The following is a 16,804-nucleotide window of genomic DNA, read 5'->3' on the forward strand; positions in this document are numbered from 1 at the left end:
GAGCGCCCAATTTACATAGGCTGCGTCGTCATCGGTGATGCTCAGGATCTGGTGCTCGGCAAGCGCAGCGAATAGACAATGTATGAGGGAAACTAATTGATCAGTGAAAATTAACCATTTCTACTCATGCAATAAGCTCTTTAAGCTGCTTGGCAATCAGTCACGAAAACAGAATATTTAGGTTTGTTTATGAGTAACGTTGCCACAACCTACCCAGTCGTTTCTTACCCTTGTCAGGTTGTTAAGTTTGCCCCTTTGAGAAACGGCTCTTTTGATACAGGAACCTTTGATATTGAGCTGCAATCGCCAGCAGGTACAGAGCTTAACTATCATGCAGGACAGTATCTGCAGATCGATTTAGATGTTAATGGCGATGGTCAGCTACAAACGCTCTCTTACACCATTGCCAGCAGCCCAGATTCAGAGACACCACGCCGCTTACAACTGTTTATCCAAAACGGCAGTGAGTTTGCTGATAAGGTTTTGAACTGCCTATCTCAACATGCAGAAAGCCAAACGCCCCTGAATGTAACGCTGGCCATGGGGAAAGCCTTTTTACAGACTGACCTTGCTCAGCCTCACCTGCTGATCGCTGCGGGCTCGGGCATATCCAAAATTAAAAGCATCACCGAAGAGATATTAAGACGTAAACCTGATGCTAAGGTGAATATTTACTGGTCGAACAAACAGAGCGCTGAGTTCTATCTGCTAGAGCAGTTCCAAGCTTGGGCGGATCAAAATGCGAACCTCAGCTTCACACCGATTCTCGAATCGCCAGACGCCAATTGGAACGGCCGCACTGGCTATATCTACGAAGTGGTAAGCAAAGACTGTGCTGCACTTGAGGGGACTCAAACCTACCTCTGCGGCTCACCCAATATGGTTTACGGCACAATCGATCAGTTGGAGTCAAATGGGCTTAAGGAAGAGAACTGCTACTCAGACGTGTTTGAGTTTGCACCAAGGGGGCAGAAATCAGCTAGTTGAAGAGCTAATTAAGCATCCCTAACAAACTGGAACAGTTCGTTCTGTGGTAGAGGTTTGCTGAACAGGTACCCCTGACCATAATCACAACCCAAGTCTTTAAGTAGTCGGCACTGCTCTTCTGTTTCAACACCCTCAGCTATAGTTTGCAAACCAAGGTTTTTAGCCATCTGGATAATAGTTTTCACCAGGAGATAATCTTCGCCCTGCTCTTTCATATCTCTGATAAAAGACTGGTCGATTTTCAGATAATCAAAAGGGTAATGCTTCAGGTAACTCAAAGATGAAAAGCCGGTACCAAAATCGTCAAGCGCCAATGAAAACCCTTGGTTTTTAATATGATTAAGCTGCTCTAATGCCTCATCCGGTGACTCAATCATCAAGTTTTCGGTTATTTCGATACAAACCAAGTCAGGACTCAAATCGTGTTGGGTTAGGGTTTCTGCGGTGGTAAGCATCTCTCCTTTGCTGAAGTTGAACTCACCCGGCGAGCGGTTAACCGTCACGCCTACAGGGTTCTTGTGCTCGCGACTCAATTCAGCATTCAACTGAGCAAAAACCTGAACTGAGCGGTTGAATATCAATTCCCCTAACTTCTGTATAAGCCCAGTAGACTCAGCTATTGGAATAAATTCTGCTGGGGAAACCTGACCTAACTGCTCATCCGTCCAGCGAGCCAGAGCTTCACAATGATGGACTGACATATCTTTTAGATTAATGATCGGCTGGAAATACGGCTCAATCACCCCTTCAGAAAGCGCTTTGTAGAGCCTGTTTTCTACTTTGTCATGGCGACGGGCCTGCTCTTCAAACTCCTGACTATAAAAACTATAGCCGCCACGGAAATGCTGTTTTGCAAAACGTAGAGCGGTTTGAGCATTGCGCATTAAAGCATCAAGATCTTCGGCATCCTCACCCAAGATACTAATACCGACAGAGCAAGAAGGAGAGATATCACCTGACTCAGTGTGAATAGTCTCTGTAAATAGCTGCAATGTGCGTTTAATTTGTTTTTCTAAGCGATGAAAGCTGTCGAAACCCGCCAGCAATGCAAAGTCATCACCTCCCAGGCGTGCCAATACATCACTGTCACGCGTCTGGCCTTTAAGCTTCTCACCAATGGTTTTTACAACCATGTCTCCAACGATATGCCCGTATGAAGAGTTCACCATATTCAGGTTATCAATATTCATACGAATCAAAGCAATATGCTGACTCGCCCGTTGAGCAACAGCAATCGCTTTAGTGGCATGGTCTTGGAACTCAAAGCTATTACTCAGTCCAGTCAGGTAGTCATGAGTAGCCTGATGATAGAGCTGCTCCTGCAACGCCTTCTCAGAACTGATATCTCTAAAGCTGGAGATAAAGTTGGATATTTCGCCCTGATCATTCTTTACCAGAGAGATTGAACTCCATACCGGATAAGTTTCACCATCCTTGCGTCGGTTCCACAACTCACCCTGCCAGATGCCTTTTGTGGAAAGGTCCTGCCACATCGCATCGTAAAAAGATTTCGGTTGTAGACCTGAATTGAGCATACTGGGGTTATTGCCAATCAGCTCTTCCCTGCTATAACCACACATCCTTTCAAATGCGGCGTTTACTTCAAGAATATTGTTGTTTTCATCAGAGACCAGAAGCCCCTCATTCGTATGTTCAAAAACTCGATGAGAAAGATCTAACTGCTGATTTTTCTTTTGTAGAAGAGAGATCTGTTTCTGCTGCTCCCTCTCCCAGAGAGTGCGCTCTAATTCAGCAGACGCACGTATGGCGAAAAGATCGAAAATACCCAAAACATCTTCGCAGGCCTGATCCTTTTGCTTAAACAATGCAACCAATAAACCTATAGGTTTACCCTCAGCATCTTTTAGGCTTTTGCCAACATAACCTTGCAAGCCAAAGTCATCCAGCATTTGGTCGCCAGGGAAAAGCGTTGCTATATCACGGGGATAAACACATATGCCGCCACTGTAAACTTTGTCACAAGGCGTCCCCTCCAGATCATAAGAAAGCTTTTCACCTAACTGCCCTTCGCACCATAAGGAGACAGTATTTGCTTGGTGGGAAACTAAATCTAGTTCACCAATCAGGACATAATCAGCATCAATCAGTTGAGCGAGACTAGTGACCAAGACATCAAAATACTGATGACCACTATGCTCATTTACCAGCTTAAGCGCTGCATCAACGGATTGATCAAATTTTAAACTCATACTACCAATATTCTTACTTAACTGAGTTCATTCCTGAGTGCTTTAAATTGCCCCATTCATCCTGATTGATGGCTTTGCTATAAAGGATAGACTTTGGCTGCAGTACATACGAATTAATGCTCACTTCTGGATCATATAAAGAAACAAAAAAAACGACTAATTCTGAGCTAAGCAGTTTGACACAAAAAAGCAGCCTAAAGGCTGCTTTCGCTCAATAAATCCGCTATTTACCCAACATTCCATTCAACTCTGGAATACAGGAGCCACAATTAGTACCGCATTTCAGCTTATTGCCTAATGCATCGAGAGAGTTACAGCCTTGTTGGATAGCATCTTCGATGGCGTGGCTGCCTACTTGGTAACAGCTACAGATGATCTCACCCGGATCTTCCAGTTCGCAGCCTGTAACGCTGAGTAGGAAGCGGCGTTGATCCATATTCACTTCGGTTTCGGCAAAGAGTTGCTCCAACCACAAGGTCGATGGGATCTGGCCGTAAGGCATACGGAAGAAGGCCCACTCAAGCTGCTCGCCATTGAGACCCGCTGCGCGGAAGCTATTTTGGTTGGCATCTTCCAACCAGATATCGATTTCACCAAACTGTTCCTGACACCAGCTACGCATATCTTCGATTTTGTTGCTGTCTGCCAGATAGTAGAGCGATGCACTCTCTTTGGGCACGCGCGACCAATATTCAACCGGTAACGCATTATCAAGGGGCTTGCGGGTAATCAGCCAACCTTCCCAAGCGGGGTTATACGGCTCGACATTGACCACCGCGTGTTTACCTTCTGGCTGACCCGAGAACGGATCGACCGCCGGTTGCACGAGAGCACCCATACGCGCCTTGGCACTGAACTGTTTGTTCCAGTGCATAGGCACAAAGATTTCACCGCGGCGCTGATCGGTATCAACGATACGGGCACGACCGATATATTCCGCCTGTATGTTTTTAAGTTTAACGAGCTCGGATTCTTTGATATTCAGTTTTTCCGCGTCCTCTCTGTTGAGCTCAACAAAGGGTTCTTCGCGGTGTTGAAAAAGGCGGCTGGTACGCCCTGTATGGGTCATTGTGTGCCACTGATCACGAATACGGCCGGTATTCATAACAAAAGGCATTTCGTCGCAAGGCTGCTGTAGCGGGTCGTGTGGATCGACCGTAATAAACTGTGCCTTACCCGATGGGGTAAAAAACTTACCGTCTGCAAATAAACGCGCAGTGCCATAAGGCGCAGCATCAGTTACCGGCCACTGTTGTGGTTTTAAAGCATCGTAGCTTTTCAGATCCAGATCTTGCAGCAGGCTGATATCAAAGGCGCGGCTACCGTTGTTTTCAAAACCCGATAACTCTGCATGTTCTTTAAAGATCTCGTAAGGGTGATCGTAGGTGAAGGCCTGCTCATAGCCCATACGCTTGGCCACTTCGCTGATAATCCACCAATCTGGTTTCGCTTCGCCTGATGGCGGCAGCAAGCTGCGCTGGCGGGAGATACGACGCTCAGAGTTAGTTACAGTACCGTTTTTCTCACTCCAGCCCGTCGCCGGCAGACAAACATTGGCAAGGGCAACCGTATCGGTATGCGCCATACAGTCAGATACCACCACCAGCGGGCATTGTTTCAAGCTGCGAACCACTTGATCGGCATTTGGCAAACTTACCGCAGGGTTGGTACCCATAATCCAGATCGCTTTTACTTTGCCCGCTTCAATCGCTTCGAACAGATCCACCGCTTTATAACCGGCGCTAGTCGCAACATGATCGCTGCCCCAGAAACGTCCTACACGGTCGACCGCCTCTGGCGAGTTTAGCTCCATATGTGCTGCAAGCTGATTCGCTAGGCCACCGACTTCGCGGCCACCCATTGCGTTTGGCTGCCCAGTAATAGAGAACGGTCCTGCACCCTCTCTACCTAGGCGACCCGTCGCAAGGTGACAGTTAATAATGGCATTAGAGTTATCGGTTCCACTAGCTGACTGGTTCACCCCTTGCGAATAGAAGGTCACAACTTTTTCAGTTTTGGCGTACCACTCAAAGAAGGTGCGCAACTGCATGATAGGCAGATCACAAGCTTTAGCCACGCTTTCAACATCTGGGAAAGTAAGCTCGGCATTAGCACGGGCATCAGCGAAGCCTTCAGTGAAGTTGGCGATATATTCGTAATCAAGATGATCATGACGCGCTAAGTAAGAAAGCAAACCAGTAAACAGAGAGCTATCGGTTTCGGCTTTGAGCTGAATATGCAGATCGGCGATATCACAAGTCGCGGTTCGACGAGGGTCTACCACTACTATTTTCAGATTAGGATTCTTAGCTTTTGCCGCTTTCATGCGTTGGAAAAGGATTGGATGGTTCCACGCAGCGTTTGAGCCGGTGATGATGATCAGCTCGGCTAGTTCTAGATCTTCATAGCAGCAAGGAACAGCATCGGCACCAAAAGCGCGCTTATAACCAGCTACGGCTGATGACATACAAAGGCGCGAGTTGGTATCGACATTGGCGGTGCCGACAAAGCCTTTCATCAGTTTGTTGGCAATATAGTAATCTTCGGTAAGGAGCTGGCCGGAGAGATAAAAGGCCACAGAATCGGGCCCGTGCTCCATTACGGTGCGCTTGAAACCTTCCGCGACTGTTTCAAGAGCACTGTCCCACTCAACAATTTCGCCATCGACGACTGGGTTGAGTAAGCGCCCTTCGGCCCCTAATACCTCGTTTAATGAGGAGCCTTTTACACATAATCTGCCAAAATTAGCGGGGTGTTCTTCGTTACCCTTTACTGCAACTACGCAATCGTCAGCAATTTCGGCCTTTACCCCGCAGCCCACGCCGCAGTAAGGACAGGTCGTTGTCGTTTGCATCTTTACCTCCAATAAAACTATCCAGGAGCAACGTAAATATTTGGCTTACTGGTCAGTTTTTTGGAATGCAGGCACCTGCATACCCTAAACTGAAGACAGAGTAAGCACGCACCGTTGCGCATCAAAATGTATTGCTCCTAGTACAGCAAAGCGCGTGCCATAAAGCGCCCGAATAACCATGGAACAAATATTGCTTTATGACAGGCTATCCAATTCCGGAACTGGATTAATGAGTAAAGTAAACTGTTTAAACGTGCTGTTGATCGATGACGAGCCCATTCGTGTGAATGCGCTTGAGAAGGCGTTAAATACGCTAGGGCACCATGTTGTCTGTCATCTACCTAACACCACTGATCTAAATAAGCATGTCGAGGAGAACCACCCCGACATAGTCATTATAGATATGGATTCACCTAACCGTGACACGCTGGAAAGTATGGCGACGATGAGCCAGAACAATCCACGCCCGATCGTTTTCTTTGCGGAACAACAGAACGACCGCAGGACGATGGCCGAAGCAATCAACGCCGGTGTCAGCGCTTATATAGCCGACGGCCTACAACCAGACCGCGTAAAAGCGATTATGGATACGGCGATTGCTCATTTCGATGCTCACAGTTTATTACGTGAAGAGTTGGAGAAAACCAGAAACCAACTGGCAGAACGCAAAACCATAGAGAAAGCCAAAGGCATGCTGATGAAGCATCAAGGCTGCGACGAAGAACAGGCATATCAAACCCTGCGTAAGCTTGCGATGGACCGAGGTCAGAAAATTCCCGATGTGGCACGAAATGTGATTGAAGTTTTACAACTGGCGAACGGCCTGAGTAAGTAAAAGAGATAGGAGCTGATATGTCAGAAGCACTGACACTAGAAAAAACTGACCTGAAACTAGGTTTTGTGGCACTGCTCGATTGTACCCCTTTGGTTGTTGCGCGCGAGAAAGGCTTTTTTAAGAAACATGGTTTGAATGTCATCCTGAGTAAAGAGTCCTCTTGGGCCTCTATTCGCGACAAAGTAAGTTTTGGATTATTTGATGCAGCCCATATGCTGGCACCAATGCCGCTGGCTGCAACATTAGGCTTAAACGGTAACCCTACACCGATGATGACGGCGTTATCCCTCAGCCAGAACGGTACGGCTATCACTCTATCGCAAGAACTGTATATAGCGCTGTCGAATAAGATCTCTGATTGGGATGACTGCGAGCAAGTAGGCCAACAGTTTAAAGAGCTGATCCAACAAAGCGGACGCAAACCGGTTATCGCAACCGTTTACCCCTACTCAAACCATCACTACCAACTACGCTTCTGGTTAAACCAGAACAACATCAATACCGAAGAGGATGTGCAGCTGGTCGCGGTACCACCGACCAAAATGCTAGATAACCTTTCCACCGGTCTGATTGATGGTTACTGCGTAGGTGAACCTTGGAATAGCTTAGCTTTAGTGCAACAGATTGGTGGCCTTGTGAGTACCGGCCATAAGATTTGGGGCTCCCATATGGAGAAAGTGCTGGGCGTCACGCAACAGTGGGCTGATCAACACCCAAATACCCACCGCGCTTTAATTAAAGCACTCCACGAAGCCTGCCTATGGGCAGAAGATCCAAGTAATCAGGCTGAGATATTAAAACTACTCGCACTGCCACCTTATTTAGATCAAGCAGCAGAGCAACTATCTAAGTTCACTCCACCCTATTCGATGGAGCAGCATTTCTCCGGCGAGAATGTGAACTGCCCAGATCCTGACCATGGGCTGTTCTTAATCGATCAGATGCGTAAATGCGGCCAGATTGGCGAGCAGGCATTTGATCAAGATGAGATCGTTCATAACGTCTATCGCAAAGATCTATATCACGACTGGATCGGCGCTTAAATCTAAATTGAAAAGAACAGGCTCAGTTCATAAGAACTGAGCTTTTTTTCTCTACAAAGCTCCGATCCTAAAACCCGCCCTTCTATTGATAATCTTTATTCCATTTAAAGCCCCTTTTTAAACCTTTCGCCCCAAAACAAGCTTCACTTGCCCCATTTTTGCTCTCGCACTTTTGCACCAACTTAATGACCAAAAGCCCTATTGTGCACCGCAACAAACCACGACCTAAACTTACAGAAACACACAGAACTACCATAACTTATTGTTTTTATTGAGTTCAATAAACTCTGGCACAGCATCTGCTCTATTAGATAACAAATGAGAGCACCAATGGCGGTGCACTCTAAAAGTTAAACATGACCCAGAAGGTCACAAAATTTGAAACTAGGCAAAGGCGCCTCGGCTGATCACAGTGATGTGATCATGTTCGGCGCCTTTTTGTTTTTAAGATTGGGAGAACGATCCATGCTTAAGAAGAAAAAGGCTCTACTAAGTAAAGTTATCAGCGGTGCAGTTTTAGCTGCATCATTAATTACCGTCCCTGCATGGGCAGCAATTGGTGAGCCTGAAAAAGAAGATCTGAAGTTTGGTTTTATCAAACTGACAGATATGGCTCCTCTAGCGGTTGCGTACGAAAAAGGCTTCTTTGAAGATGAAGGCCTCTACGTAACGCTAGAAGCGCAAGCAAACTGGAAAGTTCTTCTCGACCGCGTCATTGACGGTCAGCTTGATGGCGCACACATGCTTGCAGGTCAGCCGCTAGGTGCCACTATCGGTTTCGGTACGCAGTCTCATATCATCACTGCATTCTCTATGGACCTTAACGGTAACGCGATCACTGTATCTAACGATATTTGGGATCAAATGAAAGAGTATGTGCCTAAACAAGCTGATGGCAAACCAGTACACCCAATCAAAGCCGATGCACTAAAACCTGTTGTTGAGAAATATAAAGACGACGGTAAGCCATTTAATATGGGTATGGTATTCCCAGTATCTACCCACAACTATGAGCTACGTTACTGGCTAGCAGCGGGCGGTATCCACCCAGGTTACTACGCACCGCATAAAGGTGATACATCCGGTACGATCGATGCCGATGCCCTACTATCTGTAACACCGCCACCACAGATGCCAGCAACAATGGAAGCAGGCACGATCTACGGTTACTGCGTAGGTGAGCCATGGAACCAGCAGGCTGTATTTAAAGGTATTGGTGTACCTGTAGTAACTGACTACGAGATTTGGAAAAACAACCCAGAGAAAGTATTTGGTGTATCTAAAGCATGGGCAGATGAAAACCCGAATACTCACCTTCGTGTTGTTAAAGCGATGATCCGTGCAGCTAAATGGTTGGACGATAACAACAATGCGAACCGCTCAGAAGCAGTAAAAATCTTGTCTCAGCCTAACTATGTTGGTGCGGACTACGACGTTATTGCTAACTCAATGACAGGTACATTTGAGTACGAAAAAGGCGATAAGCGTGAAGTGCCAGACTTCAACGTATTCTTCCGTTACAACGCGACTTACCCGTACTACTCCGATGCGATCTGGTACCTAACTCAGATGCGTCGTTGGGGTCAGATCTCTGAACCTAAGTCTGACCAGTGGTTCATGGATATCGCGAAGAAAGTTTACCGTCCTGATATCTACGCAACAGCAGCTAAAGAGCTAATCGAAGAAGGTAAGATGACGCCAGACATGTTCCCAGACTTCAATACTGAAGATGGTTTCCGTGCTCCGCAGACTCACTTCATCGACAACATCACTTACGACGGTAAGAAGCCAAACGACTACCTGAAGAAGTTCAACATTGGTCTGCAACCAGAACAGAAAATCTAATCTGACTGGTTAAGCATATTCCTCCCCCTTGGTTTCGGGGGAGGAATTCAGGTCAACGAGGGAGTAGCAAGTTATGAGTAATACATCAGCACTATCAGGCATCAGTGCCTTTTTTGAAAATCCGAAAGACAATCTAAAGAAGTTCAGCAAAACCCTTCTGGTACCTCTGGTTGGTCTACTAATTTTCCTTTTCGTATGGGAGATCGGCGCGAAAAGCATTAATACATCCTTGGGCGCATTCCCGGGCCCAATGGCAGTGTATGAACAATCAATCAATTTGGTGAACGATCACCAGAATGAACGTAATAAAGAGGCCTCTTTCTATGAGCGCCAAGAGAAGCGTAACGCTAAGAAACTAGAAAAAGATCCAAACGCTAAAGTAAAAATTCGCCCTTACACAGGCAACCCGACGTTCTTTGATCAGATCGGCACTAGCCTAGTAACGGTATTGTCAGGCTTTATTCTGGCATCCCTGATCGCTATCCCTGCGGGTATCGTGATCGGCTTAAACAATACGCTTTACTCTGCACTGAACCCGTTAATTCAGTTGTTTAAACCGGTATCACCACTGGCATGGTTGCCGCTGGTTACTATGGTTGTCAGTGCGGTTTATGTCAGCAAGGATCCAATGTTTGCTAAGTCCTTTGTGACATCTCTAATCACTGTATCTCTATGTAGTTTGTGGCCAACACTGCTTAACACAGCGGTAGGTGTATCTAGCATCAGCAAAGATCTACAGAACGTATCTCAGGTACTACGTCTGAGCTGGTTCGCCCATGTCACAAAAATTGTACTGCCATCCTCTATCCCAATGATCTTCACAGGTCTGCGTCTATCGCTGGGTATCGCGTGGATGGTGTTGATCGCCGCAGAGATGCTGGCGCAAAACCCAGGTCTAGGTAAGTTCGTTTGGGATGAGTTCCAGAACGGTAGCTCCAGCTCCCTAGGCCGAATCATGGTAGCCGTGCTTGTGATTGGTCTAATCGGCTTCCTACTAGACCGCGTTATGTTGTTCCTACAGAAGAAAGTGTCTTGGGATAAGACTGCGGTACTTAGATAAATAAGACGTTAAGAAAAACGTTCACAGAATTTAGAGCCTGAGAGGCCAAGCCTCTCGGCAGGAGAATTATCATGACTCAGCCTCCAAAGCATTTAGAACTAACAAAAGTAGATATTGATTTCCCAACCCCTAATGGCCCATTTAAAGCGCTACAGGATGTGAACTTAACCATTAATAAAGGTGAGTTTGTCTCGCTAATCGGTCACTCCGGTTGTGGTAAATCGACTGTACTGAATATCGTTGCAGGCCTTTATCAAGCAACTAAAGGTGGCTGCCTGCTTGATGGTAAAGAGGTCAACGCACCGGGTCCTGAACGTGCAGTGGTTTTCCAGAACCACTCCCTATTGCCATGGTTAAGCGCTTACGAAAACGTTGAGCTAGCCGTGAAACAGGTTTTCGGTAAGCAGAAATCAAAAGCAGAGATGCGCGAGTGGATTGAGCACAACTTATCGCTCGTACACATGGATCACGCGATGGACAAACGTCCTGATGAGATCTCCGGTGGTATGAAGCAGCGTGTCGGTATCGCCCGTGCCCTAGCAATGGAACCGACCGTAATGCTGATGGATGAGCCATTTGGTGCCTTGGATGCCCTAACCCGTGCTCACCTGCAGGACTCTCTGATGGAGATCCAAAAAGATCTCAACAACACCGTGATCATGATTACCCACGATGTCGATGAAGCAGTACTGCTATCTGACCGTATTGTGATGATGACCAATGGTCCAGCTGCGACTGTTGGTGAGATTCTTGAAATCGACCTGCCGCGTCCACGTGACCGTATCGCATTGGCGGATGACCCACAGTACAACCACTATCGTCATGAAGTTCTGACCTTCCTATATGAGAAGCAGCGCAAACCTGATAGCACTGATTCCGCACCAAAAGAGGATAAAAAGCAGGATCTGGCACAGGATGTGCAGGATGATAAAGCAGAAAGCGAGGAACAAGCTGCTTAAGCACCAAAACCCTACATTTCAATGGTGATTTATAGGATTGGATCAGGCTAAAGCAGTGCACAGCTAAAAAAGCGCACCAATACAGCGCACCTTATTAGCTAGTCTGAATGCTCCAACGATGGAGCGGTAAATCCTCGCATTGGATCGAACAAAGGCGTTCATACCTCTCTCCCTAACCTACCACCCAAGGTTAAGGACAGAGGTCTGAGCGCCTTTTTTATTGCTTTTAAAACCTTACGAGGCCCCTATTATGAACGACTCAGGAAAGCTAAATATTTTTGCTTTCAGCGGCAAAATGAAGATTTTGCACATGAGCTGGATGGCATTCTTTATTACGTTTTTTGTCTGGTTCAACCATGCTCCATTACTGGGTGCAATTGCCCAATCACTGAGCCTAACGCCAGCTGAAGTAAAAACACTTCTTATTCTGAACGTTGCGCTAACCATTCCTGCTCGCATCATCATTGGTATGCTGACCGATAAATACGGCCCTCGTATCACTTACGCTGCGCTACTGTTTATCGCCAGTATTCCGTGTTTCCTTTTTGCTCTATCCACTGACTTTGCTCAGGCAGCGATTTCACGTTTCCTACTAGGCTTTATCGGTGCGGGCTTCGTAATCGGTATCCGTATGGTAAGTGAGTGGTTCCCTGCAAATGAGCTGGGTACTGCAGAAGGCATCTACGGCGGCTGGGGTAACTTCGGTTCGGCTGCAGGCGCTATGTTGCTACCAACGCTGGCATTGATGTTTGGTGGTGAAGACGGCTGGCGTTACGCAGTAGGCCTAACTGGCTTGATGAGCCTTGGCTTCAGCTTTATCTGGTACAAAAACGTATCTGATACGCCAAAAGGCTCTACTTACTTCAAGCCGAAGAAAATTGGCGGCATGGAAGTAACCAGCAAAGGAGACTTCGTCTTCATGCTAATCATGAAGCTGCCAATGTACGCTGCTCTTTCTCTGCTAACGTGGAAGCTTTCACCAGCAGGTGTATCTATCCTTTCTGATATGGCTGCAGTAGCAATCTATGTGAGCTTAGGTGCAATCCTTGTTTACGATTGTGTAAGTGCATACAAAGTAAACAAAGAGATCTTTGAGAAGCCAGTTCCTGAAGTTGAGCAGTACAAATTCAAGCAGGTTGCGGTACTGAACGTACTTTACTTCGCGACGTTCGGTTCTGAACTAGCAGTTGTGTCTATGCTGCCACTGTTCTTCTCTGAAGTATTCGAGCTAGATATGGTTTACGCAGGTCTTCTAGCCTCTGCTTACGCATTCATGAACCTAATGTCCCGCCCAGGTGGTGGTTGGATCAGTGACCGTTTCGGTCGTAAGAAAACGTTATTGATTCTAACCGCTGGTTTGGCTGCAGGTTATGCAACGATGTCTATGATTGATAGTACATGGCCACTATTCCTAGCCGTTGCGGCTGCGATGGCATGCTCTTTCTTTGTACAGGCGGGTGAAGGTGCTGTATTCGCGGTTGTACCACTGATCAAGCGTCGTCTGACAGGTCAGATTGCCGGTATGACAGGTGCGTACGGCAACGTAGGCGCAGTGTTTTATCTAACTGTACTATCGATGGTTGATTACTCTACTTTCTTCACCGTGATCGCAGTAACGGCTGTACTTGGTTTCTTGGCACTACTACTGCTAGAAGAACCAAAAGGTCACATGGCGGAAGTAAATGAAGACGGTACAGTGGAACTGATTAAAGTTTCATAAAACGATTTCTTCGCTAAGAAGGTAAGAGACTTTAGACAAGAGCTCGTAGCAATTTTGCCTTTAAGAGAGAGGCAAAACTTACGCAGCCCAATCTGATTGGGCTGCTTTTCTGATTCTGCGATAGGCATGAATATGAGTAAGAAAACGTTATCCATACGCTTTGGCGGTAAATCAATTGCGGGGATCAAACCCGTCAATCAGGATGCGTTTGCGGCTCATATTCCAGACAAGGCAGATCGGGAGTTCAAAGGGGCTGCGGCAGTGATTGCCGATGGTGTCAGCAGCTGCGCAGATTCCCATATTGCCAGCCAAACCAGTGTTACCAGTTTTATGCAGGACTATTTCAGTACGCCCCATAGTTGGAGTGTACGAAACTCAGTATCCCGTGTAATGACTGCCTTAAACCGCTGGTTGCACAAAGAGAATAACCTTAGCCATCGCGAGCAGGACAATATGCTTTGTACCTTCTCGGCCTTGGTAATTAAGTCCAACACCCTACATATGTTCCATGTGGGAGATTCACGCATCTATCACTTCCAGCAAGGAGAGCTGGAACAGTTGAGCCAAGATCATGTGCGAAAATCGGGCGGGCATAGTTACTTAGCTAGGGCTTTAGGGGGCGATCGTCATTTAGAAGTCGATTATTCGACTCGACCACTCAATGATGGCGACCTCTTATTGATGACCACCGATGGGGTGCACGATTTTTTAACCCGCGCCGAGATGAAAGAGGTTCTCGCGAAGGCTTTTTCTGATCCGGAAAAAGCCGCGGATACACTGATTAGCAGTGCTTTAGCTAAAGGCAGTGACGATAACCTCACTGCGCTGATCATCTGTGTCGATGAACTGCCCGTAAAATCGCTGGAAGAGAGTCACCAACAACTGACTCAATTGCCTATTCCTCCAGTGATGAAAGTTGGCAATCAGATCGATGGCTATGAAATACTCGACCTGATTTTTAGTGGCACGCGAAGCCATATGTATCTGGTGAAAGACAGAGAAACTCACCAGCAATACGTACTCAAAGCGCCATCAACTAATTTCTCCGATGATTCCTTATACCTGGATGGCTTTATCCGCGAAGAGTGGGTGGGGCAACGGATCGATCATCACCATGTGATGAAAACCTATCCGTGCCGACAGCAAAAGCTGTTTCTCTATTATGTCGGTGAGCACATTCAGGGGATGAACCTGCGCGAGTGGATGAACGACAATCCTAATCCACCGTTAGATGAGGTGCGCAAGCTCGCTAAGCAGATCATTCAAGGGCTAAGAGCGTTCCAACGAGCAGATATGGTGCATCAGGACCTTAAACCCGAAAACATCATGATCAATCAGGATGGGAGGGTAAAAATTATCGACTTTGGCACTGCGAAAATAGCGGGTATCGAGGAGATGAGCTCACCTCTAGATAAAGCGATTCCGCAAGGTTCGGTGAATTACATTGCACCTGAGTATCTGATGGGAGAATCCGGCAGCTTTAAATCGGATCTGTTCTCTTTTGCTGTCATCATTTACGAGATGATCACCGGGAAGCTGCCCTACAAAGAGATGTCATCCTCTTCTGCAGAGATCGCTAACTACGCCGAGCTGGAATATATTCCGGCTCTGCACCATCGCAAAGATCTACCGCTTTGGGTCGAAGGCTGCTTACGTAAAGCGCTGCAACCTAATCCGCGTTTCCGTTATGACGCATTCTCTGAGTTTGAAAAAGATTTCACCCGTCCGAACCATGCACTGGCAGCCAAGATTCAGCACCAACCATTATTGGAGAAAAACCCAGTATTGGTTTGGAAGCTTCTAGCCGGAGTGTTGTTGATCTCCAATTTGGTTCTATTAAGCATGCTGGAATGATCTACGCCCTATTGCAGCGCACCATAACAGGTCACAACAATAGCTTTATGCTTCAAATTCACACTCTTATTGTGAGCATTAAAAAAACCAAGAAAAACTAACTATATGTTTTATAAGCATTTTATTTAAATTGGCACACCCCCTGCTATATCTATTGCGTAACAAATATCTGTTGGGGTGATTTTTCTGCAGTTTTAGTTACAAAAATCGGGCTAAGAGAACAAAGGCGTTCTCCATCGGCACTTTCCTGAAGTGCTGCATGGATAACGCCTTTTTTTATTTTTTGACGTTGGGTTTGAGATGAAAAGACGACTAATCATTATTGGCAACGGCATGGCAACAGGCCGTCTACTGCAATGCCTGAGCGAATCGGCGGCAGGCCAGTTTGATATTACTGTTTTTGGTGAAGAACCCGGCGGCAGCTATAACCGCGTTTTGTTATCTCACCTACTAAGCGGTGAAGCGCCACTGGAAAATATTATTACGCTGACACATGAGTGGTATGCGGAACAGGGGATCCAGTTACACAGTGGCGATCCAGTAGAAGTTATTGATCGTGAGAACAAGAAAGTTATTAGCCAATCAGGCATAGAAGTTGAATATGACCAGTTGGTGATGGCTACAGGCTCTTACCCGACTCGCGTACCTCTACCGGGCCTCGATCTGGATGGCGTGATGAATTTCCGCACCCTGAAAGATGTAGACCGCATGAAAGAGATGGCAAAAAGCCACAAACATGCAGTTGTGATCGGCGGTGGTTTCTTAGGTCTGGAAGCCGCAGAAGGTCTGCGAGTTCTGGGTATGGATGTCACGGTCCTGCAACGCGCACCTTACCTACTGAACAACCAGTTAGATAGCACAGCTGCAGCGATGCTGTTGAACTCTCTGGAAGAGCGCGGCCTTAAATTCCGTCTAGATGCAGTTACTGAAGCCATTGTTGGTGAGGAACATGTTGAATCTGTTCATCTATCAGACGGCGAGAAGTTAAAAGCTGATCTGGTTATTACCGCGATCGGCGTAACACCAAACAAAGCACTCGCTGAACAGAGCGGCTTAACCTGCGAGCGCGGCATCTGTGTCGATAACCAGATGCGCACCAGTGATAGCGACATCTTTGCACTGGGCGAATGCTGCCAGTTTGATCAATTTACTTACGGTTTAGTCGCACCGATTTGGCAACAAGCCGAAATTCTAACCGCAACCCTATTAGAGCAGTCAGCGCAGTATGTGGAAGAAGCGGTTGCTACTCAGCTGAAAATCAGCGGAGTGGAACTGTTCTCCTGCGGTGACTTAAGCGATGACGAAAACACCGAAACCTTGGTTTATCACGATCTGAAGCTCAATCACTATCGCAAGCTTTGGTTACAAGACAATCGCCTGAAAGGTGCCGTTTTGTATGGCGATGTACGTGAAGGCCAATGGTATTTGGACCAATTA

The 16,804-nt window shown here is 46.8% G+C and carries 10 protein-coding genes and 1 pseudogene; 9 read left to right on the top strand and 2 right to left on the bottom strand.

Annotation, left to right across the window (positions count from 1 at the left end; all coding sequences use genetic code 11):
* The first annotated feature begins 189 nt into the window (after nt 1-189).
* The gene (locus ACMXYU_RS16800; protein WP_415899561.1) at nt 190-987 is read left to right on the top strand and encodes an NAD(P)H-flavin reductase; all 798 of its coding nucleotides are present in this window, start codon (nt 190-192) and stop codon (nt 985-987) included.
* Nucleotides 988-995: 8 nt separating this feature from the next.
* Here the strand turns inward: ACMXYU_RS16800 and ACMXYU_RS16805 are convergent, their stop codons facing one another.
* Both ACMXYU_RS16805 and ACMXYU_RS16810 read right to left on the bottom strand, forming a co-directional pair.
* The gene (locus tag ACMXYU_RS16805) at nt 996-3,197 is read right to left on the bottom strand and encodes an EAL domain-containing protein (protein ID WP_415899562.1); all 2,202 of its coding nucleotides are present in this window, start codon (nt 3,195-3,197) and stop codon (nt 996-998) included.
* A gap of 223 nt (nt 3,198-3,420) precedes the next feature.
* On the bottom strand, nt 3,421-6,051 hold the full coding sequence (locus ACMXYU_RS16810) for a molybdopterin-dependent oxidoreductase (RefSeq protein WP_415899563.1): 2,631 nt from the start codon (nt 6,049-6,051) through the stop codon (nt 3,421-3,423).
* 229 nt (nt 6,052-6,280) lie between these two features.
* Here ACMXYU_RS16810 and ACMXYU_RS16815 point away from each other — a divergent pair, with 229 nt between their 5' ends.
* From ACMXYU_RS16815 to ACMXYU_RS16850, 8 genes and pseudogenes are all read left to right on the top strand, one after another.
* The gene (locus ACMXYU_RS16815; RefSeq protein WP_415882905.1) at nt 6,281-6,886 is read left to right on the top strand and encodes an ANTAR domain-containing response regulator; all 606 of its coding nucleotides are present in this window, start codon (nt 6,281-6,283) and stop codon (nt 6,884-6,886) included.
* A gap of 17 nt (nt 6,887-6,903) precedes the next feature.
* Entirely contained in the window at nt 6,904-7,929 is a 1,026-nt protein-coding gene (locus ACMXYU_RS16820) for a CmpA/NrtA family ABC transporter substrate-binding protein (protein WP_415899564.1), read from the top strand.
* A gap of 465 nt (nt 7,930-8,394) precedes the next feature.
* Nucleotides 8,395-9,774, top strand: a complete 1,380-nt coding sequence (locus tag ACMXYU_RS16825) for a CmpA/NrtA family ABC transporter substrate-binding protein (protein ID WP_415899565.1) — start codon at nt 8,395-8,397, stop codon at nt 9,772-9,774.
* Nucleotides 9,775-9,847: 73 nt separating this feature from the next.
* Entirely contained in the window at nt 9,848-10,834 is a 987-nt protein-coding gene (locus ACMXYU_RS16830) for an ABC transporter permease (RefSeq protein WP_415899566.1), read from the top strand.
* Nucleotides 10,835-10,905: 71 nt separating this feature from the next.
* On the top strand, nt 10,906-11,793 hold the full coding sequence (locus ACMXYU_RS16835) for an ABC transporter ATP-binding protein (RefSeq protein WP_415899567.1): 888 nt from the start codon (nt 10,906-10,908) through the stop codon (nt 11,791-11,793).
* 250 nt (nt 11,794-12,043) lie between these two features.
* A complete protein-coding gene (locus tag ACMXYU_RS16840; protein ID WP_415899568.1) occupies nt 12,044-13,513 on the top strand; it encodes a NarK family nitrate/nitrite MFS transporter in 1,470 nt (489 codons plus the stop codon).
* A 132-nt stretch (nt 13,514-13,645) separates the two neighbouring features.
* Nucleotides 13,646-15,367 carry a protein kinase domain-containing protein gene (locus ACMXYU_RS16845; protein WP_415899569.1) on the top strand — a complete coding sequence of 574 codons (1,722 nt, stop codon included), beginning with the start codon at nt 13,646-13,648 and terminating at the stop codon, nt 15,365-15,367.
* Nucleotides 15,368-15,700: 333 nt separating this feature from the next.
* Nucleotides 15,701-16,753, top strand: a pseudogene (locus ACMXYU_RS16850) (NAD(P)/FAD-dependent oxidoreductase); the annotation flags it as partial.
* Nucleotides 16,754-16,804: the final 51 nt, after the last annotated feature.

Source organism: Neptuniibacter sp. QD48_11 (genome assembly GCF_047778095.1).
GTDB lineage: Bacteria > Pseudomonadota > Gammaproteobacteria > Pseudomonadales > Balneatricaceae > Neptuniibacter.

Bases quoted from the DNA above. Each gene is read 5' to 3' on its own strand.
- ACMXYU_RS16840 (WP_415899568.1), top strand. From the start codon at position 12,044: ATGAACGACTCAGGAAAGCTAAATATTTTTGCTTTCAGCGGCAAAATG.
- ACMXYU_RS16845 (WP_415899569.1), top strand. From the start codon at position 13,646: ATGAGTAAGAAAACGTTATCCATACGCTTTGGCGGTAAATCAATTGCG.
- ACMXYU_RS16805 (WP_415899562.1), bottom strand. From the start codon at position 3,197: ATGAGTTTAAAATTTGATCAATCCGTTGATGCAGCGCTTAAGCTGGTA.
- ACMXYU_RS16815 (WP_415882905.1), top strand. From the start codon at position 6,281: ATGAGTAAAGTAAACTGTTTAAACGTGCTGTTGATCGATGACGAGCCC.
- ACMXYU_RS16830 (WP_415899566.1), top strand. From the start codon at position 9,848: ATGAGTAATACATCAGCACTATCAGGCATCAGTGCCTTTTTTGAAAAT.
- ACMXYU_RS16825 (WP_415899565.1), top strand. From the start codon at position 8,395: ATGCTTAAGAAGAAAAAGGCTCTACTAAGTAAAGTTATCAGCGGTGCA.
- ACMXYU_RS16820 (WP_415899564.1), top strand. From the start codon at position 6,904: ATGTCAGAAGCACTGACACTAGAAAAAACTGACCTGAAACTAGGTTTT.
- ACMXYU_RS16835 (WP_415899567.1), top strand. From the start codon at position 10,906: ATGACTCAGCCTCCAAAGCATTTAGAACTAACAAAAGTAGATATTGAT.
- ACMXYU_RS16800 (WP_415899561.1), top strand. From the start codon at position 190: ATGAGTAACGTTGCCACAACCTACCCAGTCGTTTCTTACCCTTGTCAG.
- ACMXYU_RS16810 (WP_415899563.1), bottom strand. From the start codon at position 6,051: ATGCAAACGACAACGACCTGTCCTTACTGCGGCGTGGGCTGCGGGGTA.